Genomic DNA, 26,634 nt, shown 5'->3' with positions numbered 1-26,634 from the left:
GAAGGTCTGGCGGTTCAATCCGGCATACAGGATACATGCCAGATTTCCTAACAGTCACTCATTCAAATGGTTGCGAGATCCGGAAATGAGGCGCCGCGTAAAACTGTAAAAGTAGTCGACAGTTGGCCGGTCACCCGACCCGGAATCCATCTGTTATGCTGAGGTAAAAACCGGAAGATGAAATGACCTATGGGCGATATGAAATCGATTGATGCGGCTCAGGCCGCGCGGGACGACCTGTTGCTTGAGCTTGAGCGCACCCGGCAACGGACCCGGGCGCTTATCACCTCCCTGCCGGAGGAAAAGCTGGCTGTGCCCTACCACCCGGGTGTAAACCCGCCGCTGTGGGAAATGGGTCACGCCGCGTTTTTCTATGAGGTGTTTGTGTTCAATCTCCTGGATGGTACGCCGAGTTTTGATCCGGCCATGGACGATCTCTGGGATTCGTTCCACGTCGAGCACCGGGACCGTTGGAACCGAGACCTGTTTCCCGGGCGGCAGGACACCCTGGGCTATTTCGACACCATCTATGGCCGCGTCGCCGAACGCATCCGGAGCCGGCCGCTGGACGACCGGACACTCTATCTGAACCGGTACGCCATTTTTCATCAGAATATGCACATTGAATCCCTGATCTGGTGCCGGCAAACCGTGGGTTACCCGCAACCGCCGGGCGCGGTAAAGCGTCGTCCGGCCCCGGGTCAGCCGGTCGCCGGTGACGCGGTGATCCCGGCCGGTCGCTGGATGATCGGCATGCCCGGGGATTCTGCGGCCTACGCAACCACGGATTTCGCCTTCGATAACGAGAAACCGAGATTCGAGATCGAGCTGGATTCGTTTGCCATTTCCCGCCAGCCGGTATCGAATGCGGAATTCCGGGCGTTCGTCGACGACGGTGGCTACCAGAAGCCGGAACTCTGGTCGTTCGGCGGCCGGAAGTGGCTCGAGACCGAGGTGGACGTTGCCCTGGTGCATGGCAGCCAGGAGTTCATGCCGCGGGTGCCGAAGCATCCCCTGTACTGGCGCTGGCATGAGCATCAGTGGCAGGAGCGCCTGTTTGACCGCTGGCAGCCGCTGACACCCGATGCTCCGGTCACCCACGTCAGTTTCTGGGAGGCTGAAGCCTTCTGTAACTGGGCCGGCCGCAGGTTGCCAACCGAGTTCGAATGGGAAGTGGCCGCTCTGGGTAACCGGGTCGACCAGCTCTTCCAGCGTTTTCCCTGGGGTAACCGGGAGCCTGATGAAACCCGGGCAGACCTGGATGGCCGGTGCCTGGGCCAGAATCCGGTTTACGATTACCCGGAATCAGACAGTCCTTTTGGCTGTCGGCAGATGATTGGTGGGGTCTGGGAGTGGACCAGCAGTCAATTCTTCCCCTATGACGGCTTCCGGATCGACATGTACCCGTTTATGTCGACCCTGCAGTTCGGCGATCACAAGGTTACCCGGGGGGGCAGTTGCGCCACGTCTTCCTGCCTGATTCGCGGCACCTATCGCCAGGCGTATCTGCCGCAGCGGAATGACGTGTTTACCGGATTCCGGACCTGTGCACGGTAGGGCCCCTGGCGCCTCATTCGGAATGGTCGCTGGCCCGGCTGATGATGTGGCTCGCGAGAGCAACACCGGTCTCGTTCATGGTCAGGTAGGCCTCATTGGCGCCTGCCTCCCGGATCTGGTGAGCCTCGTCGTCGTACATGGTGTGGGCAACGATATACCCCCGGAAGCCCAGCTTTCTCAGCATGCGCGCGGCAATGAGTTTGCCCTCGATGTCGCCCAGGGCAAGAATGACCGAGTGCACCTCGGGCATGTGCAGGCCGTTCCAGAATGAGGCATCCTCGGCGTCGGCGAACACGACGTTGCGGCCTTCCTTCTGGTGTTTGCTGGCCTTGGCCGGATCAGAATCCAGGCCCATCAATTCCGGTTCCTGTCTTGATACCCAGTCATAGGCCGCAGTGCCCGTTCGCCCCATGCCCATGATCAGGACCCGGGTATTGCCTAGGGACAGGGGCTGTTCGTCCGGGTGGTGTTTCTGGGTTTCGAAGTCGCTCAGTCCGGATCCGAAACGCTCGTAGATGACGTGGGCGAAGCGGTTCAACGGCGCGGAAATGACAAACGAGATCGCGACCGAAATAGCCAGTGGCACCAGCCATTCCGGCAGAGCAACACTGGCGACAATCAGGCCGAACTCGCTGTAGTTGGTCAGTGCCAGCGCACTCAGGAAACTGCTTCTTGCCCGCAGACGAAAGGCCAGCAACAGAAAGAAGAACAGAATGCCCTTCAGGGGCAGAACCAGTGCCGCAACCAGCGCAAAGGCGAGGGCCTGGCTGTCCGGCAGCCCGCCAATGCCAATCTGCAGGAAGAATCCCACCAGGAACATCTCTTTCACGCTCCACAGGGACTTGGACAGCTCCTGGGAGCGGGGGTGGTTCGACAACATGGCACCGAACACCAGGGCGCCAAGCTCCGCGCTCAGGCCAACGGATTCAAAGCCATAGCCGCCCAGCACCAACGCCACCAGGAGGCCGAGCAGAATCAGCAGTTCGTCATGTCCGCTGGCGTCAAGCAGACGGTACAGCAGCGGGCGCAGCAGCGGCAGGCCGAAAACGATCAGGGCCCACTGTGAGGGGGTCTGGCCGGCGGCAAGGCTCATCACCGCCAGGGCAATCAGGTCCTGCATGATCAGGATGCCGATGGCAACGCGGCCGTGGAAGGCGCGAAGTTCGCGTTTGGATTCCAGTACCTTGGCCGCCAGAACGGTGGAGGAAAACGACAGGGCAATGGCCAGCATAAAGGCGGTTTGCCATTGCAGGTCCATCAGCAGGTACAGGCCGGGGGTGAAGACCGCGCAGGTGATGCCAAAATGCAGCAGGCTGCCGCCAATCACTTCCCGGCTGACAATGGACCTGAGTTTCAGTTTCAGGCCAACGGTGAACAGGAGCAGCAGGACCCCGAGGTGGGCAATGTGCGTCAGTGCGTCGGTGGCTTCGATGGTCAGGCCGGACACGTCGGACAGGCCGCTGAGCAGGAAGCCTGCGGCCAGATAGCCCACCAGTGGCGGCAATCCGGCACCCTTGACCAGCAGGCCAAGTGCAAAGGCGAACGAAATCCAGAGAGCTTCAGGCATGCGACATTTCTTTCATCCAACACTGGGCAATGCCTGCAAGGCTATCCTGTTTTACCGGCCCGGTGTAGTCGATGAACGTGGAATCTGCTGAATTTATTCGAAATCTTGGCGGTTCAATGCGCCGACTCAAGGAATGAGCGAAAGAGTTCGGCGGAGCGTTCCGGTGCCTCAATCATCGGAGCGTGGCCAATATCGTCCAGCAGCTGGAGGCGGGCATCGGGAATGGCTGCCACGAACAGCTCGCCGTTGCGGTAATTGATGACCCGGTCTTCCTTGCCCCAGACCACCAGCACCGGATCCCGGATCAGTGCGAGGCGGGCACGAAACGCCGATTCATAGCCGCTATCTCGGATGGCGTCGAAAATCACCTCGTTGACTGGCCGGTTGGCAATCGCCTTTTCTTCCATGACATCCAGGATCGGCCAGGGAACGAAGGGTTTCTGCTCCAGCGCAAAGTCCATCAGTCGCTCCAGATCGCCGGGCTTCGAGGGAATCAGCGGGTTATCGCCCTCCATGACCAAGTCCACCAGCTCGCTTTCATACTCAAAAATGCCGGCCGGATCGAACAGGACTGCGGTCTTGATGCGGCCTGGGTAACTAGCGGCGTAGAGCGCCGTAATGGCCCCGCCCATGGAATTCCCCATCATGTGCGTATTGCCGATGGACAGCGCCTGCAAAATCTCAGCCAGACGCTCGGTCTGTTCCTCCAGGGAATAGCCAAGATCAAGTGGCTTGCTGCTGTCGCCATGGCCGGGCAGGTCGATTGCGTATACGTTGAACTCGTCGGTCAGTTCCCGTGCCAGCCGGGTCCAGTTGTCCTTGTTGGCGGCAAAGCCGTGGATAAGTACGATGGTTTCTCCGTCCACCGGTTCCGCGTTGCTCAGGTAAGCGATTGTCATGTCATCCACCTGAATACTGGACGCCTCAAGCCCGGCTCCGGAGCGCTCCCAACTGATGGCGTTGTCGTACAGACTGTGGCGGGAACAGGCACTGAGCAACAGAGTGCTGATCAGCAACGCGATCATGGGAAAAATGGGTCGGGCTGTCATTGGGCAGGCTCCTTGCGGAAGGGTTTTAAACGTCCGTTTACGGAAGCGCTTACACTACCCCAAAAAAAGACCCGGTCAAGGACGGGGTCGAGGGATTACAGCGTCCTGTTGAGGACCCTTGTGGGTGTTTGTGAAATCTTTCAAAGCATCTACTCTATTTAGCGTTTGCCAATAACAATCATCATGAGGTTGTCATGAAGCCCAGATTCAGTCTGGTTGGCCGTTATTCGTTCATTTCCCTCACCCTGATGATTGGCTCTGTCGCAGTGCTCAGTGCGCTCTATACAGCAGTTTCGGACTCTGTTAATGAACGGCTCGCAGGCGAGCGTCTTGAAGCTCAGGTTGCCGGTAACGCTAACCGGCTGACCAATTTCATTGAAAATCGCGTTTATCAACTGGAAACGTTGTCTACTCACCCTTCCATGCCTTTGTATCTGGCTTACAGTGAGGCGGTTCCCGAAGGTGTGAGAGAGCTGGTGCGGGTAGAGGCCGACTCGCCGGATCTGTATGGCATCCTGTTTTTTGATAGTGGCAATAACCTGCTGGAAGTGGTTCCGGGCCAGGCTGCCTCCGGAAGCCCCTATTGGAACCGTGAAGGCTGGACCCTGGCGGGGCTGCCAGTCATTGATTTTGGTATCAGTGAAATCATAGGGCCATCGTTACCGGGCAGCGGCGGCCCGGCCTGGTTGCTCATACGCCAGCCCCTGCGAGCCGGAGCTGAGCAGGCTGTGCAGGGCGCGATTGCCCTGCATGTGAGGCTGGCATCCCTGACGGAACTGATGCGCACGGAAAACCTGGCCGGAGTGTTGCGGCCGTACTTGCGCACCCCCGACGGCGAGCTGCTGGATGCCACGGGTAACCTCCAGGCAACGGTGCCGAAAGGCCTTCGTACCGGCCCGGAAGTGTTGCCCGGGTGGCGCATTGATTATGTGGTTTCTGCAGGTGAGATTCTGAGCCCGTTGCGCAACGCCCAACTGGGACTTTACGCCCTGGCCGGTGTGCTGGCACTGGGAACCGTTATTCTGTTCTGGGCGCTTGCCAGGAGCCTGCGCCGCCGGGTCGCCCGGTTGACGGAAGGGGCGGAAGCCTTTGCCTCCGGCGACCTGCACTTTCGCTTGCAGGCCCCCAAAAATGACAACGACGAAATCGACGTCCTGGCCCACGCCTTCAACGCAATGGCAGACCGGCTGCAGGAGATGATACAGCGCACCGTTCAAGCTGAAAAAATGGCCGTGCTGGGTGAGTTTGCGACTGGTGTTGCTCATGAGGTTCGTAACCCGTTGGCCACAATAAAGTTGACGGTTCAGGCATTGGAGAGGCGCGAGCCTGATAAACAGCGCAGGGAGTTGCTGATTTCGGTTGAGGATGAAATTGACCGCCTTAATCGTGTCGTCGGGGATCTTCTGGATTACGGCCGGCCGGTACCGGGTGAGGCCCAGCAGGTGGAGATTCGCAGAGTTTTCCGCCATGCCAGGGTACTTACTTCCGGGCTGGCGGACAGTCGTCAGGTGACCGTCAGTGCCACTGGCGATTCAAGCCTTACCATTCATGCCAGTCCGGACCAGACCATTCAATGCCTCGTCAATCTTGTGGCCAATGCAATTCAGGCCTGTGAACCAGGTGGGATCGTGCACCTGAGAGCCTATCGCAATGGTAACTGTCTGACCGTGGAAATAACCGATAACGGTAGTGGCATGTCTGGGGAAACCCTCAGCCGCGTAGCAGAACCATTCTTCACAACACGCTCCGACGGTACTGGGCTTGGCCTCAGCATAAGCCGTCAGCTTATCGAGTTAAACAGAGGAGAGATGGATATTCGCAGCATGCCCGGCCAGGGAACAACGGTGTTAGTCACCTTACCTGCCGGCAAGAGTGGTAACCTGACAACAGACCAATAAAAAAGCGAGACCCTGCAAACCATTATGCGCTTGAACATTCTGATCGTTGATGATGAAAAGAGTTTTGTACGGTCTTTGACCTTTGCGCTTCAGGAAGCCGGGTATAGCGCCGTTTGTGCTCATACCGGTGAGGATGCCTTGTCAATGCTTGAGCGGGGTCTCCCCGACCTGATGCTGCTGGATTTGCGGCTGCCAGGTATGAGTGGCATGGACGTTCTGAATGAAACCGCCCGTCTTTACCCGGATTTGCCGATAGTGATGATTTCGGCTCATGGTGATACGCGGGCGGCGGTGCAGGCAGTAAAAGCCGGCGCCACAGATTACCTGACTAAGCCATTTGCCCTGGATGAACTGCTTCATCTGGTTGATTCAGTCGCTGAGCGGACCCAGATGCGCGATGAGTTGGCCTACCACCGCAGCAGGGCTGCTTCGTCCTCCGGGCTGATGGGCGACAGCAACGCCATGCAGGAACTCTGGCAGAAGGTCCAACGGATATCGGCGAGCAGCGCTGGCCGGATTCTGTTACTGGGCGAGTCTGGCACCGGGAAGGCGCTGGTGGCACGGGCCATTCACGAACATAGCCCCCGAGCCACCGAAGCCTTTGTGGAGATCAACTGCGCGGCTCTGCCTGAGCAGCTAATTGAGGCGGAACTTTTCGGTGCTGAAAAAGGCGCCTATACGGGTGCTCACCAGAAGCGACCCGGTCTGGTGGCTCTGGCGCATAATGGCACGCTGTTTCTGGATGAGATTGGAGAGTTACCGCTCTCCCTGCAGGCCAAGTTCCTGCATTTCCTGGAAAACGGCGACTATAGACCCGTGGGGGGTGGCGCCAATGCTACCGCGGATGTCCGGGTGATAGCTGCGACCAATCGGTCGCTGGAAGCGGAGGTCCGCAACGGGCACTTCAGGGAGGACCTGTATTTCCGGCTGAACGTCATTGAGCTTACCATTCCACCCTTGCGGGATCGGGAGGATGATGTCAGTAAATTGCTGGAAATGTTCATTGAATCCCAGGCCCGGGAAGAGGGTTGCCGGCCCATCACCATGCTGCAGGAAACACTGGCCTGCCTGAGTGCCTACAGCTGGCCGGGCAACGTACGGGAGCTGCGTAACCTGGTGGAGCGGCTAACCATTCTCTATCCGGGGCATTTGATCCGCCCCCATCAACTGCCAGGCGAATTCCTGGCCACAAACCCTGCGCCATCGGTAGATCAGGATCAGGCTGGTGCGTCCTTCGACCAGCATTTGCAGCAGACCGAGCGCAAGCTGTTGCTGGATGCCCTCGAGAAAACCGGCGGTCGCAAAGGAAAAGCCGCCGAGAATTTGGGGTTGTCCCGGCACGCGTTCAAACGCCGTTTGCAGAGATTGAGGTTGGGCTAGCGAGCGGGTTCCGCTCATTACCTTAGCCGCCAATGAGCGGATACCGCTCATGATTCCGTATATGTATCGCGCAGCGGCTAACTGGGGGACCTCTCAGGCCCGCTCTCAGCCTTTCTTTGGTGCATTGGCCCCGGTTTTGCTCACCATCCTGATAACTGGCTTACAAAAATAATTCAGAACCACACGCCGGACACGACCGGCTCGGGAGGCTGACTTGCCGGGACCGAACACCCGCCTGTATCAGGCAGTGCCGACCCTGTTGCCTTGCTTCTGGCTGTACCCGCGGCCGTGGCGCACCTGGTTTGCAGCGATGGTGCTGCTGGTCAGTGGAGCGCCTCTCGCCGATACAGTGGCCCAGCCTTCGGCTCCGCCAGTGGGCAGGGTCGAGCTGGGAGCAGAAGAACGTCACGCCGACGCCACGGTTGCCTGCATGTATCCGATGACGGGCCGTTCAGCCAGTTTTGGCCGTGACAGCATCGTTGCCATCCAGCTCGCTCTTGAAGAGCTATCCTCCGACCCCGACGCTCCCCGTTTGCGGGTGATTGTGGACGATTCCCGCTCCAAAGCATCCTTCGCAGTGCGGATGGCCGAAGATTTCATTCAGCACGACAACGCAAACATTCTTTGCGGCATGGTCAGTTCCGGAGTGGGTATGGCCGTCAGCCGAATGGCGAAACAGCGCAAGGTCATTATGGTGGGCACCGATCACGCGTCTTCACGAGCTTCCCTTGAGGAAGGTCATCGCTACTATTTCCGGGTGTCGAGTGACACCTGGTATTCACACGCAGCCGGTGCCCGCTACCTGGCAGAATTGCAAGAGAGGAACGGCTGGCAGAAACTCGCCTTCCTGGGACCTGATTACGAATATGGTCGCGTTGCCTGGCGCGATCTCAGGCAAGCCATGAATCAGGTCGGTACCACATACGAGGAAACCGGCTCCTACTGGCCAAAACTGTATGAGCCCGACTACTCGCTTTACATCCAGTCACTGTTGGAGTCCCCGCCGGATGTACTGGTGGTCTCTCTCTGGGGTGGTGATTTTATTGCTTTCCTGGAGCAGGCCCGTACCACGCAATTGTTCAGCCGCATGCGTGTGGCCAATTTTGATGCCGGCGGAGATTACGAAACGCTGGTAAGCCTGAAGGATGATCCTCCTCAAGGACTCATTCTGTCTGCACGTCATCACGTGAACTGGCCGGATACGGAGCGAAACCGCCGGTTCGTTACCCGCTTTCACGAGTTATCCGGCCGTTACCCGAGCTATTCCGCCCAGGGCGCCTACGCTGGCATGTTGGCCATAGCCCGGGCGATCCGTATTGCCGGCGATGTGACCGATACCGACGCCATGATCGAGGCGCTGGAAGGGCTGGAAATACCCCTGCCTAAAGATCCCGAGGGCTACGTTTCCTACATCGATCCGGATACCCACCAGATAGTTCAGGCCCAGGCCATCGGAACGCCCGTGGCCAATGATCAATACCCTCCTGCCCGCGTCATGTTGGGCAACTGGGTTGTCTACGATGCTGAATCCCTGAAACCGTCCCCCGCTTTGGTGAAAAAGCGACGCGGTGAACCCGGTGGCTGACCGTGATTGGTCACTACTGAAACCAATGAAGGCAAAACAAAGCACAACCTGAAGTACGACAGAAAACAACAATCAAGGAGAACAAAATGAAAAATTCCAATCAACGGCCCATCTGGCAAAAAACGCTTCTGGGTACCGCAACGTCCGTGGCCATGGCATCGGTCGGTGTCATGGGTATGGCAGCAACCGCCAGTGCCGAGGAATCCTTCAAAGTGGGGTTCGTGACCTTCCTTTCTGGTGGTGCCTCGGGGCCATTTGGGGTGCCTGCTGCCCAAGGGGCGGAGATCGTGATCAAGGCGATCAACGAAGGCAGCCTGCCAGCGCCTTATAACACCAAAGGCGTTAATGGCCTGACACTCGAATCTGTCGTCGTCGATGAAGCGGGTGGTCCTACCAAGCAGGTTGAAGAGTACCGGAATCTGGTTCAGCGCCAGGACGTCGATGCAGTGATCGGTTATATCTCCTCCGGCGACTGCCTGGCGATCGGGCCGGTGGCCGAAGAGATGAAGATGTTCACCATCGCCTTCGACTGCGGTACCTCCCGTCTGTTCCAGGAGATTGAAGATCCCCAGTACATGTTCCGTACCGGTCTCGACGCAGTCGCGGATAACGTGGGGGCGGCACGGTATCTGGCGGAAACCCGTCCGGACGCTGTCCGCATTGCCGGTATTCAGCAGAACTACGCCTGGGGACAGGATTCCTGGCAGGATTTTACCTTGGCCATGGCGCAACTGATGCCGGAGGCTGAAATCGTCAATAACCAGACGCCACAGCTTTTCCAGGGCAGCTACAGTACTGAGATTTCAGCACTCCAGACCGAGCGTCCAGACATTGTTCACTCGTCCATGTGGGGCGGAGATATGGAGTCCTTCACCGCTCAGGCAAACGTGCGTGGCCTGCTGTCGCAAGCGACAGCGATTCTTACCACCGGTGAATCCGGCTTGCACCGTTTTGACGGCCAGGCACCCAATGGCACGATTCTGGGTGGTCGCGGGCCCTTCGGCGGCTTCATGCCGGAAAATGACCTGAGCGAATGGTTTACCCAGACTTATGTTGCTGAGCATGGAACACCTCCAAGCTATCCGGCCTCCAAGGCCGCTCAAGCCGTCCTGGCTCTGAAGTTCGCCGCCGATAGTTCTGGCGCCGAGGGTGTGCCCAGTTCTGAGCAACTGGCCGCAGCACTCAAAGGTGCCGAGTTCGAATCCGTAAGCGGTACTGTGCGCATGGCCCTGGCGGGTGGTCATCAGGCCCTGCAGCCAATGTCCTACGGTGAATACCATTTTGAGAATGGTGAGGCTGAACTGCGCAATGTCCGGTCCTACTCCGGCGAGTGTGTGTCTGCTCCGGATGGCTACAACGCCCAGCAATGGATCAAGGAAGGCTTCCCGGGAGTCGACTGTAACTGATCCACTGATCAACCACCGGCCGCTGAAAGGCGGCCGGTGGTCCGATATTAGGAGTACACACCGATGCTAACGGTCTGGGCAATATTGATCGACGGTTTCATCTACGCGTCCTGGTTGTTTCTGGTGGCGGCCGGTTTGACCGTCATCTACGGCGTTATGAGAATTCTGAACATGGCCCACGGAAGCCTCTACGCCCTGGGGGCCTATGCCGCCGCGTCGGCGCTGGGGTGGTATTACTCCGGGGGCGGAGAGAATCTGGTTATGGCATTTGCCATTATCGCAGCCTCCGCGATATTGATCGGCGCGCTAACCGGGCTGGCCATTGAGCGAGGCATACTGAGGCTCATGTATGGTCGCGATGAGATCCTGATGCTGCTGATTACGTTTGCCGTATTGTTGATTCTCGAAGACGTAATGAAGCTGATCTGGGGCACGACCCCTTACTTTGCGTACCAACCATACGCCGCTCTCGGCCGGATCAACATTGATGTACTGACCGTATCCCGTTACGACCTGCTGGTGCTGGTGGTCTCGGTGGTTATTGGCGTGGGCTTGTGGTTCTGGCTTGAGCGCACAAAGATCGGCAAGATCCTGCGTTCCATCATTCACGACCGGGAAGTATCCGAAGCCATGGGCGTTAACGTGCGCCGCATGTTCACTATCACCTTCATGATCGGGGCAACTCTGGGCGCCCTCGCCGGCGGTATTACAGCTCCCATTATCTCCGTGGTACCGGGACTCGGGATTGAGGTCATTGTACTGGCCTTTGCAGTCGTGGTAACCGGCGGCCTGGGAAGCATCACCGGCGCGGCCGTGGGCGCTGTCATCGTCGGTCTTGCGCGAGCGACGTCTATCCACACCATGCCCGAACTGGAACTGTTCATCATTTATGCCGTGATGGCTGGAGTGTTGATCTTCCGACCCCATGGCCTGTTTGGCCAGGTGATTGCGAGGAAAATCTGATGATCCTGGAAAAAAGCGAAATATCCCTGATAGGTGCCGCCGTCGCCATTGCCCTGGCGTCACTGGTGGTTCCGAACTGGCTTGTTTTTACCGCCACCCTGGCTATTTCCACTGCTCTGGTGGTGATGGGGGTGGTAATGCTTATGCGGGCGGGCCTGGTGTCGTTTGGTCAGGGGCTGTTCTATTGCCTTGGCGGCTACGCTGTGGGTCTGGGTGGCCGTTATCTGGGCATAACGGATGCTCTGCTGTTGATTGTTCTTGGTGTCGCGGTGACGGTTGGCGTTGCCATGATTCTGGGGCTGCTTGTCACGCGCTACCGGGAAATATTCTTCGCTATGTTGTCCCTGGCGTTCTCGATGATTCTGTACGGGCTTCTGGTCAAAAGCCATGGGCTGGGAAGCACAGACGGCTTCGGTGTTGTGGACTGGACTATCCTGGGCTTCTCCCCGGGTTCAGGTGAGAGCAGTTCAAGGACCGCCCTGCTGCTGGCGCTCGGGTTAGCGCTGGGCATTGCCCTGTTTCTCAATCGTTATTTCCGCTCCAGTCTCGGCCTGGCCTGCGAGGCAATCCGGGAAAATGAAGTGCGGGTTGAGTACATGGGGGTATCGCGCAAGCAGGTGCTCTATATCAACTATGTGATAGCGGCTGCGGTCGGCTCCATTGGCGGTTCCATGACTGCGCTGGCCGCTGGCCATGTCGACCCCACCATGGCCTACTGGACCATTTCCGGTGAGTTCGTGTTCATCGCTATCCTCGGCGGTACAGGACATGTGGCGGCCCCCTTTATCGCCGCGTTGATCTTCACCCTGGTAAGAACCTATGCCATTGAACTGGCGCCCAATGCCTGGCAAATGATCCTGGGTATCGTGCTACTGCTGATCATTCTCTTCCTGCCCAAAGGCATCTGGAGCCTGTTTACCCGCAAGAAAGGGGTGGCCTCATGACCGAGATTCTCAAAACCGTCGGTTTGTCCCGGTATTTTGGTGCGGTGACAGCCGCTGAAGACATCAATGTAACCATCACCGAAGGGGAGATTGTCGGGGTCATTGGGGCGAACGGCGCCGGGAAGACCACCTTCATCAACATGGTGACCGGTTACCTGCCTCCGTCCAGCGGCACCATTGAGTTCGGGGGCAAACCCATCAAGGGCCTCGGGCCACGCAAGTTGATGAGAAAGGGATTGACCCGTTCCTTCCAGATTCCGCAATTGTTTCTGGAGCTTCCGGTGATCGACAACCTGGCGATCGCCCTGGCGGCTGCTGACCATCAACAGTTCCAGATGATTCGGCCGGTGCACACGAAAGATCGGCTGGAAGCGGCTGAAGAAATTCTGGCCCAGATGAACATCGCCCAGTACCGTAATGAAATGGTTACCGCCATGCCTCAGGGGGCACGCAAGCTGCTGGACATTGCCATTGCCATGCTGGGGAGTCCCCGGATGTTGCTGCTTGATGAGCCCACCAGCGGTGTCAGCGTGGAAGAGAAATACACCTTGATGGACACGGTGATGGAGGCGGTTCGCCAGCGGGGCCTGACGGTATTGTTCGTTGAGCATGACATGGAAATTGTTCAGCGATACGTTACGCGGGTATTGGCCTTTGCCAGTGGTATTGTGATCAAGGACGGCCCGGTGGACGAAGTGCTGGCGGATGAGAAGGTCCAGGAACTGGTGACCGGCAAGCCGAAGACGGCTAAAACCGAAGGAGGCGCCTGAAATGAGCCTTGAAATTGCTAATCTCGACGTTTCCATTGAGGGTATCAGTATTCTGCGGGACATTAACCTGAGCATTCCGCAGGGCCAGATGGCAGGTCTGATCGGCCATAACGGCGCCGGCAAGACCACGCTGATTCGCACCATTATGGGTCTTTTGCCTGCGACCCGGGGATCCATTACCTTCAAGGGCCAGGACATCAGCAAACTGCCGTCCCACCGACGGGCCAATCTGCGCATCAGTTACATGCCGGAGGACCGCAGGTTGATACCGGACCTGACTGTGTCGGAGAACATGCTCATGCCGGCGTGGGCCAATAACATCAAGGATGGTGAAGAACGCCTGAAATGGGTCTATTCGCTGATGCCTGAAATTGCCGACTTCGGTGAGCGAAAGGCCCTGCAGTTGTCCGGCGGCCAGCAGAAACTGGTGGCCTTGGGCCGGGCGCTGATTCCGGGCCGGGAACTGATTCTGCTGGATGAGCCGTTTGAAGGCGTCGCACCGGTCCTGGCCAGGCGTTTGTCCGAGGTCATTGCCGACCTGCGCGCAGAGGGCCTGACGGTACTGATCGCGGAATCCGACGATAGCCACTCCGCTGATCTGGTGGACGCCACCTGGCGCATTGAGCGCGGATCCGTATCCGCTGGCCGAAAGGATCCGTCTGCGTCGTTGGCCTGACCATAGAACAGAAACCGACTGAGGAAATACGCCATGAAAATTCGAGCCGCAGTTTTGCAAGCCATCGGGGCGGAGCGCCCGTATCAGGATACAAAGCCCCTGATGATCGAAGAGCTGGAACTGTCTCCGCCCGGTGACAATGAAGTGTTGGTCCAGATCAAGGCAGCCGGCCTGTGCCATTCGGATCTTTCTGTTATTGATGGAAACCGTCCGCGGCCTGTGCCCATGGCACTGGGCCACGAAGCGGCCGGTATCGTCAAGGCAGTGGGCAACGGTGTCCGCGATCTGAAGGAAGGCGACCATGTGGTTGCGGTATTTGTACCCAGTTGCGGTCACTGTGCACCCTGTGCAGAAGGCCGCCCGGCGCTGTGTGAGCCGGCGGCAAAAACCAACAACGCCGGAACCCTGGTCAGCGGTGAGCACCGGTTGCATCGGGCGGACGGCACCCCGGTGAACCACCACCTGGGGGTATCCGCCTTTGCCGACCACTCGGTGGTGTCGCGGGATTCGCTGGTCAAGGTAGACGCCGATCTGCCCCTGCACCACGCAGCATTGTTTGGTTGCGCGGTGCTGACGGGTGTGGGCGCTGCGATTAACTCGGCAGATATCAGTGCGGGCCAGACTGTCGCTGTGATCGGCCTTGGCGGTGTCGGGCTGAACAGTGTGCTGGGGGCTCTGGTTGCGGGCGCGGGTGAGGTGATTGCCATAGATCTGGACGACAGTAAACTGGCACTGGCCAAAGAACTCGGTGCCACCCACGCCTTTAACTCCGGTGAAGAGGGTTGTGTTGACAGGATCAAGGCACTGACCAACGGCGGTGTTGACTGTGCTATTGAAATGGCGGGGTCTGAAAAAGCCCTGGAATTCGCCTACCAGATCACTCGCCGTGGTGGAACCACCGTCACCGGCGGCCTGGCCCATCCCGAAAAGAAAGTGTCCATCCAGCAGGTCAGCCTGGTGGCAGAGGAGCGTACCCTCAAGGGGAGTTATGTGGGCAGCTGTGTACCGGTTCGGGACCTTGCCCGTTATGTCACCCTGTTTCGCCAGGGCAAGCTGCCGGTGGACAAATTGCTCAGTGATACCCTGACGCTGGATGAGATTAATGACGGATTCGAGAAACTGGCTTCCGGTAAGGCCGTTCGTCAGGTTGTGCTGTTTGATTAGGCCATAACGCAATAAAACTGGTAAACGGAGAAATCCTTGGAACGAGACGAGTTTGGTGTTTTTTACCCTATCACCACCCGGTGGATGGATAACGATATTTACGGGCATGTGAACAACGTGACCTACTACTCCTACTTTGACACCACCATCAACCGGTACCTGATCGAGGTTGGCGGGCTGGATATCAATAATGCACCGGTGGTTGGCTACGTGGTCAACTCCAACTGTCAGTTCAAAAAACCGGTGGCGTATCCGGACTCACTGGAGGCCGGGCTCAGGGTGATCAGGATCGGCAACAGCTCGGTGACCTACGAGCTGGGTCTGTTCAGGAACGGCGATGTGGACCCGGCTGCGCTTGGCCAGGTCGTCCACGTGTTCGTTGACCGGGAAAAGAATCACGCTGTTGCGATTCCGGGCAGTATTCGTGGGGCGCTTGAGCGCATCCTGGTTTGCTAATGCGTCCCCAGGATATCAACCACCAAAAAGCCCGGCGAGACCGGGCTTTTTGGTGTTATTTTTCCCGGGCAATGGCCCGATAACCAATATCCTTGCGGAAGTAGACGCCCTTCCACTGGATCTTTGCAGCAACCTTGTAGGCGCGCTGCTGCGCTTCGGTGACGGACTGTCCAAGGGCTGTGGCGCAGAGCACGCGGCCGCCGTTGGTAAGAACCTGCTCACCGTTGAGTCGCGTTCCCGCGTGGAATACTTTCTCACCGTCGGTTTCTGTCTCAGGCAGCCCCGATATGACATCCCCTTTTTTGTAGCTGCCGGGATAGCCACCCGCTGCCAGCACAATGCCTACGGCCGGGCGCTCGTCCCAGTCCGAGCTGCACTGATCGAGTTTGCCGTCGATAGCAGCCTGGCACAGTTCAACCAGGTCAGATTGCATGCGCAGCATGATCGGCTGGGTTTCCGGGTCGCCAAAGCGGCAATTGAACTCGATGACCTTGGGCGCTCCCTCACCGTCGATCATCAGGCCGGCATAGAGAAAGCCCTTGTAGGGATGCCCTTCGGCGGCCATGCCACGCACGGTCGGATAGATCACTTCGTCCATGATGCGCTGGTGCACGTCCGGGGTAACCACCGGGGCCGGGGAGTAAGCCCCCATGCCGCCGGTGTTCGGGCCGGTATCGCCATCGCCGACCCGCTTGTGATCCTGGGAGGTGGCCATCGGCAGTACGTGCTCGCCGTCGACCATGACAATGAAACTGGCTTCCTCGCCGTCCAGGAACTCTTCCACCACCACGCGGCTGCCGGCATCGCCGAAGGCATTGCCGGCCAGCATGTCGCGGATCGCGTCTTCAGCCTCGAACAGGGTCATGGCGACAATCACGCCTTTGCCTGCGGCCAGGCCGTCAGCTTTGACCACGATGGGCGCACCCTGTTCGCGGACATAGGCCAGGGCTTCATCGACGTCGGTGAAGTTGGCGTAGGCGGCGGTGGGTATTTTCTGCCGCGCCAGGAAATCCTTGGTAAAGGCCTTGGAGCCTTCCAGTTGGGCGGCACCGGCACTGGGACCGAAGACCCGCAGACCACGTTCTTCGAAACGGTCAACGATACCGGCAACCAGCGGTGCCTCCGGTCCGACAATGGTCAGACCGACGTTGTTGGCGGCGGCAAAGTTGGCGAGCCCGTCGAGGTCCATAACGTCGATGTTGACGTTTTCCAGGCCCGGCTCACGGGCGGTCCCTGCGTTGCCCGGCGCGACAAACACGCGGTCTGTCGCCGGGGATTGGGCCGCTTTCCAGGCCAGGGCATGCTCGCGGCCACCGTTGCCGATCACAAGAATGTTCATAGTGAGAATCCTTTAGCTGGTCCGGAATCAGTGGCGGAAGTGGCGCATGCCGGTGAACACCATGGCGATGCCATGCTCGTTGGCCGCATCGATCACTTCCTGGTCGCGCATGGAGCCGCCGGGCTGGATCACAGCGGTGATGCCCGCCTTGGCGGCGGCATCGATGCCGTCCCGGAACGGGAAGAAGGCGTCTGAGGCCATCACCGAGCCTTTCACTTCCAGGTTTTCGTCGGCCGCCTTGATGCCGGCAATCTTGGCACTGTAAACCCGGCTCATCTGGCCAGCGCCAACGCCAATAGTGCGACCGGCCCTGGCGTACACAATGGCATTGGATTTGACGTACTTGGCCACCTCCCAGGCGAACAGCAGGTCGTTGAGTTCCTCTTCCGAGGGCTGGCGATCGGTGACCACCTTGACGTCGGACATGGCCACCATGCCCAGATCCCGGTCCTGCACCAGGAGACCGCCGGTAACCCGTTTGTAGTCCATGGTCTGGGCGCGCTCACTGTCAAACTCGCCGCAGGCCAGCAGGCGCACGTTTTTCTTGGCAGAGACCAGCTCGACCGCCTCCGGGGCGATGGTCGGGGCAATGATGACTTCCACGAACTGGCGATCGATGATCGCCTTGGCGGTCTCCGCGTCGAGCTCCCGGTTAAAGGCGATGATGCCGCCAAAGGCCGAAGTCGGGTCCGTGGCGAAGGCCAGTTCGTAGGCCTGGTGGATGTCTGCACCAATCGCAACGCCGCAGGGGTTGGCGTGTTTCACGATGACGCAGGCGGGATCCGCAAACGGCTTCACACACTCGAGGGCGGCATCGGTATCGGCCACGTTGTTGTAGGAGAGTTCCTTGCCCTGAAGCTGCTTGGCGGTCGCTACGCAGGCTTCCCTGGGATTGCGCTCGGCGTAGAAAGCGGCCCGCTGGTGCGGGTTTTCACCATAGCGCATGTCCTGGACCTTCACGAACTGGGCATTGAAGGTTCGGGGGAAGTCGGCATTGTCGTTGTCCGGGGTACGACCACCCAGGTAGTTGGCGATGGCACCGTCGTAACCGGCGGTATGCTCGAACGCCTTTACGGCCAGATCAAAGCGGGTGCGGTAGCTGAGCTCACCGTCGTTGTCGTTGAGTTCCTTCAGGACCCGGGCGTAGTCCGCCGCATTAACCACGATGGCGACGTCGTTGTGGTTCTTCGCCGCTGCGCGCACCATGGTCGGGCCACCAATATCGATATTTTCGATCGCCGTGGGCAGGTCGCAGTCAGGGTTGGCGACGGTCTCCTCGAACGGGTAGAGGTTGACCACCACCATGTCGATCGGATTGATGCCGTGCTCGCCCATGATGGCATCGTCGGTGCCTCGCCGGCCCAAAATGCCGCCATGGATTTTCGGGTGCAGGGTCTTGACCCGACCGTCCATCATTTCCGGGAAGCCGGTGTAGTCGGATACTTCAGTGACCGGAATGTTGTTTTCCTTCAGGAGACGGAAGGTGCCTCCGGTGGAAAGCAGTTCGATACCTCGGTCGGTGAGGGCCCGGCCAAAGTCGACGATGCCGGTCTTGTCACTCACGCTGATCAGCGCGCGACGGATGGGGGAGTTAGCCTGGTTTGCCATGAGTCACTTTCTTCGCTGGAGATGAACGAATAAGGGCCTCGCGAATGGTTTCCGGGAGGCCCTCATCAAGTCAGGGTGTCTGGATTATAGCAGACCGTATTGCTTCAGCTTCTTACGCAGGGTGCCGCGATTCAGTCCAAGCATGGTCGAGGCCTTGGTCTGGTTGTTGCGGGTATATTTCATCACCTGCTCCAGCAGCGGTGCCTCCACCTCGGACAGTACCAGCTGGTACACCTCGGTGACCGGCGCGCCATCAAGCTGCGCAAAGTAGTTTTTCAGGGCAACCTCGACGCTGTCACGCAGGGTGACGCTGTTGCCATTGCCATTCACCGTCTGAAGCTGGTGAATATCCTCGCTGGCCGGGGTGCTTAGATTCTCGTTTGCCAAAGTCTCAGCGGTCATGCTGCGAATACCTCTCCATTTCGTAAGCCTGCAAAGTACTGTTGAATACTGTCTGTCTGCTCCAGCGCATCGTCGATCGCGTTGAAGCGTTTACGGAACTGTTTGCTCTGGTCGTGGGACTGCAGGTACCAGCCCACGTGTTTTCTGGCAATACGCACGCCCATCTTTTCGCCGTAGAAGCTGTGTAGGGCGGCCAGGTGCTCGATCAGGATCTGTTCCACGTCATCCAGCGGCGGTTCCGGCAGATGCCTTCCGGTCTCCAGGTAGTGGAGGATTTCCCGGAATATCCACGGCCGTCCCTGGGCACCCCGACCGATCAGCAGGCCATCGGCGCCCGTGTGTTTGAGTACCTGCTGAGCCTTCTCTGGCGAGCTGATGTCGCCATTGGCGAACACCGGGATCTGAGCCCGGGATTTGACGTCGGCGATGGTGTCGTACTCGGCATCGCCATTGTACTTGTCCGCCCGGGTACGACCGTGGATGGCCAGCGCCTGGATACCGGCGTCTTCGGCCATCCGGGCAATGACTGCTGCGTTACGGTTGTCCGAATCCCAGCCGGTACGCATTTTCAGCGTTACCGGGATATCGACGGCGCTCACCACCGCGTTCAGAATCTCGCGGACCAGACCCTCATCCTTCATCAGGGCCGATCCCGCCGCCTTGTTGCACACCTTCTTGGCCGGACACCCCATATTGATGTCGATGATCTGGGCGCCGAATTCGGCATTCTGTCGGGCGGCGTCGGCCAGCATCTCGGGATCACCGCCCGCAATCTGTACCGAACGGGGTTCCGGTTCACCTTCGTGATTCAGGCGGGTCCGGGATTTTCGCGTATGCCAGAGCTTGCTGTCCGCTATGACCATTTCCGATACCGCGAGGCCGGCTCCCATCCTGCGGCACAGTAGCCGGAAGGGGCGGTCCGTTACGCCGGCCATGGGCGCAACAATAAGCGGGTTGGGCAAGGTGTACGGCCCGATTTTTGCCGTTGGCAGCATGATCTGAGTCCGTGTCACAGCGGGTGAAGCAAGAGACGGTACCGATCGATTGTTCAATAAGTAATCGATTCAGTGTCCGAAGGGCGCTAATGATACCGTCGGGGGCGGCGTGATTGAAGGGGCTTGATCACGAAAAAACTGATTATTTTTCGTGCTTTCTGGTTGACTTTTGTTCTGTTTGGTGGCCGCCGGCGTTCACTGTCGAGTAAATGCTCGCTTACCATTTCAGGGCGAGTAGGGGCGGAAATTGAGGTTGTAGTTCACCGCATCTTTGCCGGGGTCACGGATATCGATAGCGATCCGGACCGGCGTATCCTTGGGCATCATATCGAGATCCTGTCCGTCTCCGGCCAGGTATTCGTCCGGGGTGAAGATGCTCTGGGCGATCACGTCCCCGTTCAGGTTGGAAAAAGTCAGGGCGATGGCCGGGAAAGGTTGTTCGAACGCGGCCCGGTTGATGATGACGGCATCCACCACCAGCTGGCTCCGGTTTTCCGGGTCTGTCCGGACCACCAGTTTGCGGCTCTGGATAGCGTCCACATTGACCAGTGGCTCCAGTTCGCAGCCAGCCAGCTCGCAGCCTTTTTCATAGAACGGCCGCAGTTCCGGGATGGCGGCCAGTCGGTCGAACTGGTACCAGGTAACCTGGGCAACCAGTACGCCGATCAGAGTGAGCACGACCAGGGTCCAGACAAATGTGCGGAGCTTGCCGGTGCCGCCACCCCGGACGGATACTGGTTCCCGACGAAGGTCGTCGAACGGGATGGTGGCCGCCATGGGTTCGCCGAGCCGTTCGTTCCGGCTGTCTGCCTCGAACAGAGGCTCGGTGCCAAAGTCGTCGTGGAAGTCGTCGCCTTGCGGCCCCGTCTTGGCAGGTCTGAGGGGTTCGTCGAAGTCGGGAACCATCTCCGGTTCGGGAGCCGGTCTGGAAAAAGGCTCTGGCGACCGGGTGGAGGGCCGGGACGTCGGCTCCGGGCGGGGTTCTGGCCTTCTCGGAACTTCTTCCTTCCGGGACGCTGGTGACGGTTTGTCGGTATCCTCGAGAATGGCCTCAGCCCAGCTCTCGTCGATATCGTTGTTTGGCGAATCGTCGTCGGCGTCGTGAAAGTCCGATTTGCTCTGGCCATCTGCAGTGCGGAAACTGTCGCTGAGCTCATCATCGGAAAACGTCATCTTGCTGCCCGCATACGGGCCTTCGGCCGCATCTTCCTCGGGGTTGTCAGCAAAGACGAAATCTTCTTCGGAGGCGAAGGAACTGGCCGTGGCCGGAGTGGTAGTACCTGCACTCGCGTCCGGCGCCCTGGACGCCGGTTTTGGGGGCGTTTGGGCCCGACTGGTGCGCGGGAGCACCTGGTGATCGATAGCGTTGAACACCGCCATGCAGTTGCCGCAGCGAACCTTGCCCTTGGCAATGCCAAGCTGTTCGTCCGTTACCCGAAAACGGGTCTCGCATTTGGGGCATTGGGTCTGCAGGCTGCTCTGGGTCATGCGTCGTTCCTGAAAGCGACTAGGCTACGAGTGCGGAGTTTAGTCGTTAAGGCCTTGTTCGTCATCCACCGTGGCGTCGTCCTGTGAGGCGGATCCATTCTTCGCGCTGTTCGGGTTCGTCCATCACGAACCAGGGCTCGTAGGCGGCCATGACCTCACGGGCCTGGTGCGACAGGATGCCCGACAGCACCAGGTCTCCACCGGGTTTGGTCCGGGCGGCGAGGTGTGGTGCCAGGCCAATCAGTGGCTGTGCCAGGATGTTGGCCAGCATCACGTCGGCCTTGGTGTCCGGCTCATTGTCCGGCAGATAGAGGTCGAGGCGGCTGTCGTCGACGCCGTTGCGGCGGGCATTTTCGCGGCTGGCTTCCAGTGCCTGCGGATCCGTGTCGACACCGACCACATGATCGGCGCCAAGCAGCAGGGCGGCCAGGCCTAGGATTCCCGAACCGCAGCCATAGTCGGTCACCTGCCGGTTACGGACATCGTGTCCGTCCAGCCACTCCAGGCACAGCGCTGTGGTCGGGTGAGTGCCGGTGCCAAAGGCCAGGCCCGGATCCAGCATCAGATTGGCAGCGTCCGGGTCCGGCGCGTCGTGCCAGCTCGGTACGATCCAGAGACGTTCGCCGAATTTCAGAGGGTGGAAATCGTCCATCCAGGCCCGTTCCCAGTCCTTGTCCTCGACCAGGGTGACCTCGATGTCGGCCAGGGTCTGCTGGGTCGCCTGATGCCAGGCGTCCCGGACGTCCGAGCACAGTTGGTCGATGTCCCGGTCGGACTGGAACAGGCCGGTAACGGTGGTCTGGCTCCACAAGGGGGTTGTCCCCGGATCCGGTTCGTAAAGCGGCTGGTCGGCGGCATCTTCCATGGAAACGGCATCGGCGCCCATTTCCATGAGCAGATCCTCGAGCTGATCCGCGTTGTCCGGATCAGCCGGGATCTGAAGTTGTATCCAGGGCATAGGCGTTCCTGCAGCGGTGATGCAGGACGTTAGTCCCGCATCAGTTTTTCAAGGTAATGAATGGTGAAGTCTACCTGTTTGAAGCCACCATCGCGTACCAGTTTAGCGTGCAGGGGTTGATTCGTCTTGATGCCCTCGACCACCAGCTCGTCCAGAGCGTTTTTCATGCGCCGGCGGGCGATTTCCCGATCGTCGCCCCAGGTGATCAGCTTGGCCACCAGGGAATCGTAGAACGGCGGCACCGTGTAACCACTGTAAAGATGAGAGTCGACACGGACGCCGTTGCCACCCGGGGCGTGGAAATGCTTCACCTTGCCCGGGCTGGGCGCGAAGGTCTTGGGGTCCTCCGCGTTGATCCGGCACTCAATGGCATGACCGGAGATGCGGATGTCCTCCTGGCTGTACTGCAGGGGCAGGCCGCTGGCGATGCGCAGCTGCTCGCGCACGATGTCCACGCCCGTGACCATTTCGGACACCGGGTGTTCCACCTGCACGCGCGTGTTCATTTCGATGAAGTAGAACTCACCATCCTGGTACAGGAACTCGAAGGTGCCAGCGCCCACGTAGCCGATTTCCTTGCAGGCATCGACGCAGGCCTTGAGCGTGCGGGCCCTTGCTTCGGGGTTCACGTTCGGAGCCGGAGCCTCCTCGATGACTTTCTGGTTCCGCCGCTGCATGGAGCAGTCGCGATCGCCCAGATGGATGCAGTTGCCATGCATGTCTGCGAGTACCTGAACTTCCACGTGACGCGGTCGCTCCAGGAATTTTTCCAGGTACACGGTCGGGTCGCCGAATGAATTCCGGGCTTCACTCTGGGTAATCTGGACGCCCTTCAGCAGTGCCGCTTCGGAATGCACCACCTGCATGCCGCGACCACCGCCACCAGAGGCGGCCTTGATCATCACCGGGTAACCGATCTCGCGGGCAATTCGCAGGGTACGCTCATCGTCATCGGTCAGCGGGCCATCCGAGCCGGGCACGGTCGGAACGCCAGCCTTGATCATGGCGTTGATGGCCGAAACCTTGTTGCCCATCAGGCGAATGGTTTCGGCCCGGGGCCCGATGAAGTGAAAACCACTTTTCTCGACTTGCTCGGCGAAGTCGGCGTTCTCGGCGAGAAAGCCGTAGCCGGGGTGGATGCCGACGGAATCCGTCACCTCAGCGGCGCTGATGATGGTCGGAATGTTAAGGTAGCTGTCCAGCGCGTTATTGGGACCGATGCAGACGGATTCGTCTGCCAGTCGTACGTGCATCAGGTCGCGGTCGACCTGGGAATGCACTGCCACTGTTTTGATGCCCAGCTCTTTACAGGCGCGCAAGATCCGGAGGGCAATTTCACCCCGGTTCGCGATCAGAACTTTTTCTAACATGGCCATGAGTAGCAATCACCGAGTTCAGGAAATGACGATCAGAGGCTGATCAAACTCCACCGGCTGGCCGTTCTCGACCAGAATTTCAGTGACGGTGCCGCTCTTGTCGGCTTCGATCTGGTTCATCATCTTCATCGCTTCCACGATGCAGACAACGTCACCAGCTTTCACTGACTGACCCACCTCCACGAATGCCTTGGCAGTCGGAGACGGCGAACGGTAGAAGGTGCCGACCATCGGGGACTTCAAGGAATGACCGCTTGGCGCGGCCGGTGCTGACTCTTCCTTTGCCGGTGCAGAGTGGGCTTCCTGGGCCGGCGCAGACTGCGGCGCCGGAGCCGGGTAGTGACTCACGTACTGGGTACCGGCGACCTGTTCGCGGCGCCGGGAAATGCGCACCGAGTCATCACCTTCATGAATCTCCAGCTCCTCGACATCGGATTCCTCGAGCAGCTCGATAAGTTTCTTGATCTTGCGAATATCCATAGTTAATCCAGTCCCGTTATGTCTGGTCTATCGGTGAATGCGTTGCAGGGCCGCCCGGAGAGCGAGGTCGTACCCCTGGCTACCCAGCCCACAGATAACGCCTTCGGCGATATCGGAAAAATAAGAATGATGGCGGAAGGGTTCCCGCGCATGGACATTGGAAAGATGCACCTCGATGAAGGGGATGCCGGATGCCAGCACGGCATCCCGGAGGGCAATGCTGGTGTGCGTGAAGGCTGCCGGATTGATGATAAGGTAATCCACGCCCTCCGCCCTGGCCTCATGAACCCGCTCGATCAGCTCGTACTCGGCGTTGGACTGTAGGTGCAGGAGGTGGTGCCCCTTTTCCGCCGCTGTCTGCCGGAGCCGATCATCAATGTCGGCCAGTGTCTCGTACCCGTAGACCTCAGGCTCGCGCGTTCCGAGCATGTTCAGGTTCGGGCCATGGAGCACGAGAATTGTCGACATGGTTCAGTCTGCCTTTTTGTCTTTTTTACAGGATCGCCGAAAATAACAGCACGTTCTCATAATGGTGCGTGCTTGTTTCAATCAGATCAACACTTTTTGACAATCATCCATGTTGGCCATTGGTCGTAAAAAGACGGCTTCTGCATCGAAAAGGAAGCTTTCCATTGATGACAATCATTGTCGTCAACAGATGCCGCAAGCGCTATACGACGTTGGTTTCATACTAACGAAGGCGAACCGGCAGGCTCGACCCAACCGGGGTGGCCTTGCGGCGGGGGGTGGGATTGCCGGAGCTGACCTATTCCGAGGACGTGGTGACGCAGTTCCGGCCGGCGTTCTTGGAGTCGTAGAGGGCGCGATCGGCCCGTTCACAGAGGGCCTGTGACGACTCGCCCTGCCAGGCGGCGACGCCGCAGCTGAAGGTTACATTGAATTCCCGGTCACCCGCGGGCTGGTGCAGTTCGCAGAACCGCTCGCGAATCTCGTTCAGGACATTCCGGGCGTCGCTGGGGCGCGTGTTGGGCAGAATGATGGCGAATTCCTCGCCGCCGTAGCGTCCGATGTGGTCGGTCTTGCGCAGCCGCTGTTTCAGGAACATCGAGAGGCTTCTCAGTACCCGGTCGCCAATCGGGTGACCGAAGGTATCGTTCACCTTCTTGAAGTAATCGATGTCGATCATCGCGAAACTCAGCGGCTGGTCTTTCTGACGTGCCCGGACAATTTCCTGATCCAGCAGGTGCAGTGTGTGAGTGTGGTTGTAGAGCCCGGTCAGGCTGTCTCGAATCATCAGGGCCAATAGCGAGCGTGCCCGGCGCCCCCGGTTGTGGATGGTGGCCACGAGGTGCTTGGGGTCGATCGGCTTGGTCAGGAAGTCGTCGCCGCCCAGGCTCATGGCGTGCAGCTGTTTGCTCACATCCTCTTCGGCGGACAGGTAAATGATGGGCACACTGTGGAACCGATCCTGCTGGCGGATCACCCGCGCGATTTCCATGCCGGTGCAGCCGGGCATGTACATGTCGAGAATGATGATCTCGGGGGAGAACTCCTCGAGCGCGTGAATGATCTGCATGGGATCGGTGATGATGTGCGCGGTCATGCCGGCCTTTTTCAGCACCGTTTCCATGTACTTGGCCTGGGCCCGGGAATCGTCAAGCACCAGTACCTTGTAGGGTTCAACCGTGTTGCCGTGGGTGTAGGTCTCGATTTTTTCTATCAGTTGTCCCGGGTCGACGGCCGGATAGAAGAATTCCTCGCCGCCACACCGGGAAGCCCGCAGGCGGGTCTCGATGGAGCCGTCCTCGTCGCTCATGAAGATGATTGGGATCGGGGTGTCGTGACGTTCCTGCAGTTGCTCAATGGTGGCGAGGCCGGCATTTACCGCGTCGCCGAAATTTACATCCATGAGGATGGTTTCGGGTTTGTGCAGGGCGCAGGCCTCAATCAGTTCCTCGGCCGAGCTGAAGGCGGACGCCCGGAAGCCGAAGAATTCCAGTTGGCGGATCAGACGGCCCGCCATTTCCTGATTGGCCAGAGCAATGTACACCGGGGTGCGGCGGAACTGGTGCGGCGCCTCGGTGTTGTCGAGGTCGGTGCGCCGGAGGGTGCTGCGGGACAGCGCCTCAATGGCATCCTGAATCTGTCGCGCCAGTGCATCTTCCAGAGGAGTGTCCGCAGGCCAGTCGGCCAGTAATCCGAGGATTTTCTTGCCGGCATCGGCGTGGCCGGCCATTTCAAAGCGCTGTGCGTAGCGCACCAGCTTGTCGGTGGCGGCGACAAATTCGCCGTGGTGGGCGCCGGAAAGACTTTTGTCTTCATGAATTTTCTGCCAGGTATCCAGAACAACTCGGGCCTGGGTTGTTACACGTCGGGCGAAATGCTGCCTGAGTTTTTCTTTCTGGCTTTCGTCGTTCATGGTGCTCTGGCCTGTCTCTTTTCGTTATAGGTCGCCCGTCCCGATCTGGACGATTTTCCACCTCAGTTCTTTACCAGAGTCTATAGTGTTTAGTGTTGTCGGCGTAGGTTGCTCCATGTAAATGTTTGTCAACTCTGCGGTGCAAGTCACAATCCACCGACCGGCTGGCGTGCAGTCAATCGGAGAAACCTTC

At 59.0% G+C, this 26,634-nt stretch carries 23 protein-coding genes; 11 read left to right on the top strand and 12 right to left on the bottom strand.

Annotated elements, in window-relative coordinates; all coding sequences use genetic code 11:
* Nucleotides 1–189 precede the first annotated feature (189 nt).
* Nucleotides 190–1,557 carry a selenoneine synthase SenA gene (gene senA, locus K0B93_RS09840; RefSeq protein WP_228743338.1) on the top strand — a complete coding sequence of 456 codons (1,368 nt, stop codon included), beginning with the start codon at nucleotides 190–192 and terminating at the stop codon, nucleotides 1,555–1,557.
* 13 nt (nucleotides 1,558–1,570) lie between these two features.
* Here the strand turns inward: senA and K0B93_RS09835 are convergent, their stop codons facing one another.
* Both K0B93_RS09835 and K0B93_RS09830 read right to left on the bottom strand, forming a co-directional pair.
* On the bottom strand, nucleotides 1,571–3,124 hold the full coding sequence (locus tag K0B93_RS09835; protein WP_219867043.1) for a cation:proton antiporter family protein: 1,554 nt from the start codon (nucleotides 3,122–3,124) through the stop codon (nucleotides 1,571–1,573).
* A gap of 113 nt (nucleotides 3,125–3,237) precedes the next feature.
* Nucleotides 3,238–4,173, bottom strand: coding sequence for an alpha/beta fold hydrolase (locus K0B93_RS09830; RefSeq protein ID WP_219867042.1), 936 nt, complete (start codon nucleotides 4,171–4,173; stop codon nucleotides 3,238–3,240).
* Between the two features lie 194 nt (nucleotides 4,174–4,367).
* On the opposite strand from K0B93_RS09830, the gene K0B93_RS09825 reads away from it, so the two are divergent.
* The 10 genes from K0B93_RS09825 to K0B93_RS09780 all read left to right on the top strand — a co-directional run bounded on the left by K0B93_RS09825 (nucleotide 4,368) and on the right by K0B93_RS09780 (nucleotide 15,415).
* Nucleotides 4,368–6,071: a sensor histidine kinase gene (locus tag K0B93_RS09825; protein WP_219867041.1), complete on the top strand. Its 1,704-nt coding sequence runs from the start codon at nucleotides 4,368–4,370 to the stop codon at nucleotides 6,069–6,071.
* A 24-nt stretch (nucleotides 6,072–6,095) separates the two neighbouring features.
* Nucleotides 6,096–7,451 (top strand): sigma-54-dependent transcriptional regulator, encoded by a 1,356-nt coding sequence (locus K0B93_RS09820; RefSeq protein WP_219867040.1) that lies wholly within the window; start codon nucleotides 6,096–6,098, stop codon nucleotides 7,449–7,451.
* Between the two features lie 214 nt (nucleotides 7,452–7,665).
* Entirely contained in the window at nucleotides 7,666–9,036 is a 1,371-nt protein-coding gene (locus K0B93_RS09815; protein WP_219867039.1) for an ABC transporter substrate-binding protein, read from the top strand.
* An 86-nt stretch (nucleotides 9,037–9,122) separates the two neighbouring features.
* A complete protein-coding gene (locus tag K0B93_RS09810) occupies nucleotides 9,123–10,442 on the top strand; it encodes an ABC transporter substrate-binding protein (protein ID WP_219867038.1) in 1,320 nt (439 codons plus the stop codon).
* Between the two features lie 63 nt (nucleotides 10,443–10,505).
* A complete protein-coding gene (locus K0B93_RS09805) occupies nucleotides 10,506–11,405 on the top strand; it encodes a branched-chain amino acid ABC transporter permease (RefSeq protein WP_219867037.1) in 900 nt (299 codons plus the stop codon).
* Nucleotides 11,405–12,349 carry a branched-chain amino acid ABC transporter permease gene (locus K0B93_RS09800; protein WP_219867036.1) on the top strand — a complete coding sequence of 315 codons (945 nt, stop codon included), beginning with the start codon at nucleotides 11,405–11,407 and terminating at the stop codon, nucleotides 12,347–12,349. The genes K0B93_RS09805 and K0B93_RS09800 overlap by 1 nt, the downstream gene beginning before the upstream one ends.
* Nucleotides 12,346–13,119 (top strand): ABC transporter ATP-binding protein, encoded by a 774-nt coding sequence (locus K0B93_RS09795; RefSeq protein WP_219867035.1) that lies wholly within the window; start codon nucleotides 12,346–12,348, stop codon nucleotides 13,117–13,119. The genes K0B93_RS09800 and K0B93_RS09795 overlap by 4 nt, the downstream gene beginning before the upstream one ends.
* A 1-nt stretch (nucleotide 13,120) precedes the next feature.
* Nucleotides 13,121–13,795 (top strand): ABC transporter ATP-binding protein, encoded by a 675-nt coding sequence (locus K0B93_RS09790; RefSeq protein WP_219867034.1) that lies wholly within the window; start codon nucleotides 13,121–13,123, stop codon nucleotides 13,793–13,795.
* Nucleotides 13,796–13,828: 33 nt separating this feature from the next.
* Nucleotides 13,829–14,959 carry a zinc-dependent alcohol dehydrogenase family protein gene (locus K0B93_RS09785; RefSeq protein WP_219867033.1) on the top strand — a complete coding sequence of 377 codons (1,131 nt, stop codon included), beginning with the start codon at nucleotides 13,829–13,831 and terminating at the stop codon, nucleotides 14,957–14,959.
* Between the two features lie 84 nt (nucleotides 14,960–15,043).
* Nucleotides 15,044–15,415: an acyl-CoA thioesterase gene (locus K0B93_RS09780; RefSeq protein ID WP_219868078.1), complete on the top strand. Its 372-nt coding sequence runs from the start codon at nucleotides 15,044–15,046 to the stop codon at nucleotides 15,413–15,415.
* Between the two features lie 55 nt (nucleotides 15,416–15,470).
* Here K0B93_RS09780 and purD read toward each other — a convergent pair whose 3' ends face one another.
* From purD to K0B93_RS09730, 10 genes are all read right to left on the bottom strand, one after another.
* Nucleotides 15,471–16,754 carry a phosphoribosylamine--glycine ligase gene (purD, locus tag K0B93_RS09775; protein ID WP_219867032.1) on the bottom strand — a complete coding sequence of 428 codons (1,284 nt, stop codon included), beginning with the start codon at nucleotides 16,752–16,754 and terminating at the stop codon, nucleotides 15,471–15,473.
* 27 nt (nucleotides 16,755–16,781) lie between these two features.
* Entirely contained in the window at nucleotides 16,782–18,362 is a 1,581-nt protein-coding gene (purH, locus tag K0B93_RS09770) for a bifunctional phosphoribosylaminoimidazolecarboxamide formyltransferase/IMP cyclohydrolase (RefSeq protein WP_219867031.1), read from the bottom strand.
* 84 nt (nucleotides 18,363–18,446) lie between these two features.
* Nucleotides 18,447–18,764, bottom strand: a complete 318-nt coding sequence (fis, locus tag K0B93_RS09765) for a DNA-binding transcriptional regulator Fis (RefSeq protein WP_219867030.1) — start codon at nucleotides 18,762–18,764, stop codon at nucleotides 18,447–18,449.
* A complete protein-coding gene (gene dusB / locus K0B93_RS09760; protein WP_219867029.1) occupies nucleotides 18,761–19,759 on the bottom strand; it encodes a tRNA dihydrouridine synthase DusB in 999 nt (332 codons plus the stop codon). The genes fis and dusB overlap by 4 nt, the downstream gene beginning before the upstream one ends.
* Nucleotides 19,760–19,984: 225 nt before the next feature.
* On the bottom strand, nucleotides 19,985–21,247 hold the full coding sequence (locus K0B93_RS09755; protein ID WP_219867028.1) for a DUF3426 domain-containing protein: 1,263 nt from the start codon (nucleotides 21,245–21,247) through the stop codon (nucleotides 19,985–19,987).
* Nucleotides 21,248–21,308: 61 nt separating this feature from the next.
* Complete coding sequence (gene prmA / locus K0B93_RS09750) at nucleotides 21,309–22,205, bottom strand: 50S ribosomal protein L11 methyltransferase (RefSeq protein ID WP_219867027.1); 897 nt, start codon at nucleotides 22,203–22,205, stop codon at nucleotides 21,309–21,311.
* Between the two features lie 29 nt (nucleotides 22,206–22,234).
* Nucleotides 22,235–23,581, bottom strand: coding sequence for an acetyl-CoA carboxylase biotin carboxylase subunit (gene accC / locus K0B93_RS09745; RefSeq protein WP_219867026.1), 1,347 nt, complete (start codon nucleotides 23,579–23,581; stop codon nucleotides 22,235–22,237).
* A gap of 18 nt (nucleotides 23,582–23,599) precedes the next feature.
* Nucleotides 23,600–24,061, bottom strand: a complete 462-nt coding sequence (gene accB / locus K0B93_RS09740) for an acetyl-CoA carboxylase biotin carboxyl carrier protein (protein ID WP_219867025.1) — start codon at nucleotides 24,059–24,061, stop codon at nucleotides 23,600–23,602.
* 27 nt (nucleotides 24,062–24,088) lie between these two features.
* On the bottom strand, nucleotides 24,089–24,529 hold the full coding sequence (aroQ, locus tag K0B93_RS09735; protein ID WP_218635672.1) for a type II 3-dehydroquinate dehydratase: 441 nt from the start codon (nucleotides 24,527–24,529) through the stop codon (nucleotides 24,089–24,091).
* Between the two features lie 298 nt (nucleotides 24,530–24,827).
* A complete protein-coding gene (locus K0B93_RS09730; RefSeq protein ID WP_219867024.1) occupies nucleotides 24,828–26,441 on the bottom strand; it encodes a diguanylate cyclase in 1,614 nt (537 codons plus the stop codon).
* Between the last annotated feature and the right edge of the window lie 193 nt (nucleotides 26,442–26,634).

This window comes from Marinobacter sp. F4218 (assembly GCF_019443085.1).
Classification (GTDB): Bacteria; Pseudomonadota; Gammaproteobacteria; order Pseudomonadales; family Oleiphilaceae; genus Marinobacter; species Marinobacter albus.
The sequence above is the reverse complement of the archived record's forward strand: the minus strand, read 5'-3'. Positions and strand labels throughout refer to the sequence as shown.

What these genes read in the sequence shown, in the direction of transcription:
- K0B93_RS09755 (WP_219867028.1), bottom strand. Translation starts at nt 21,247, where the DNA reads ATGACCCAGAGCAGCCTGCAGACCCAATGCCCCAAATGCGAGACCCGT.
- purH (WP_219867031.1), bottom strand. Translation starts at nt 18,362, where the DNA reads ATGGCAAACCAGGCTAACTCCCCCATCCGTCGCGCGCTGATCAGCGTG.
- K0B93_RS09780 (WP_219868078.1), top strand. Translation starts at nt 15,044, where the DNA reads ATGGATAACGATATTTACGGGCATGTGAACAACGTGACCTACTACTCC.
- K0B93_RS09825 (WP_219867041.1), top strand. Translation starts at nt 4,368, where the DNA reads ATGAAGCCCAGATTCAGTCTGGTTGGCCGTTATTCGTTCATTTCCCTC.
- accC (WP_219867026.1), bottom strand. Translation starts at nt 23,581, where the DNA reads ATGGCCATGTTAGAAAAAGTTCTGATCGCGAACCGGGGTGAAATTGCC.
- K0B93_RS09830 (WP_219867042.1), bottom strand. Translation starts at nt 4,173, where the DNA reads ATGACAGCCCGACCCATTTTTCCCATGATCGCGTTGCTGATCAGCACT.
- K0B93_RS09785 (WP_219867033.1), top strand. Translation starts at nt 13,829, where the DNA reads ATGAAAATTCGAGCCGCAGTTTTGCAAGCCATCGGGGCGGAGCGCCCG.
- K0B93_RS09805 (WP_219867037.1), top strand. Translation starts at nt 10,506, where the DNA reads ATGCTAACGGTCTGGGCAATATTGATCGACGGTTTCATCTACGCGTCC.
- prmA (WP_219867027.1), bottom strand. Translation starts at nt 22,205, where the DNA reads ATGCCCTGGATACAACTTCAGATCCCGGCTGATCCGGACAACGCGGAT.
- K0B93_RS09795 (WP_219867035.1), top strand. Translation starts at nt 12,346, where the DNA reads ATGACCGAGATTCTCAAAACCGTCGGTTTGTCCCGGTATTTTGGTGCG.
- K0B93_RS09790 (WP_219867034.1), top strand. Translation starts at nt 13,121, where the DNA reads ATGAGCCTTGAAATTGCTAATCTCGACGTTTCCATTGAGGGTATCAGT.
- K0B93_RS09820 (WP_219867040.1), top strand. Translation starts at nt 6,096, where the DNA reads ATGCGCTTGAACATTCTGATCGTTGATGATGAAAAGAGTTTTGTACGG.
- K0B93_RS09835 (WP_219867043.1), bottom strand. Translation starts at nt 3,124, where the DNA reads ATGCCTGAAGCTCTCTGGATTTCGTTCGCCTTTGCACTTGGCCTGCTG.
- K0B93_RS09730 (WP_219867024.1), bottom strand. Translation starts at nt 26,441, where the DNA reads ATGAACGACGAAAGCCAGAAAGAAAAACTCAGGCAGCATTTCGCCCGA.
- aroQ (WP_218635672.1), bottom strand. Translation starts at nt 24,529, where the DNA reads ATGTCGACAATTCTCGTGCTCCATGGCCCGAACCTGAACATGCTCGGA.
- dusB (WP_219867029.1), bottom strand. Translation starts at nt 19,759, where the DNA reads ATGCTGCCAACGGCAAAAATCGGGCCGTACACCTTGCCCAACCCGCTT.
- K0B93_RS09800 (WP_219867036.1), top strand. Translation starts at nt 11,405, where the DNA reads ATGATCCTGGAAAAAAGCGAAATATCCCTGATAGGTGCCGCCGTCGCC.
- senA (WP_228743338.1), top strand. Translation starts at nt 190, where the DNA reads ATGGGCGATATGAAATCGATTGATGCGGCTCAGGCCGCGCGGGACGAC.
- accB (WP_219867025.1), bottom strand. Translation starts at nt 24,061, where the DNA reads ATGGATATTCGCAAGATCAAGAAACTTATCGAGCTGCTCGAGGAATCC.
- purD (WP_219867032.1), bottom strand. Translation starts at nt 16,754, where the DNA reads ATGAACATTCTTGTGATCGGCAACGGTGGCCGCGAGCATGCCCTGGCC.
- fis (WP_219867030.1), bottom strand. Translation starts at nt 18,764, where the DNA reads ATGACCGCTGAGACTTTGGCAAACGAGAATCTAAGCACCCCGGCCAGC.
- K0B93_RS09810 (WP_219867038.1), top strand. Translation starts at nt 9,123, where the DNA reads ATGAAAAATTCCAATCAACGGCCCATCTGGCAAAAAACGCTTCTGGGT.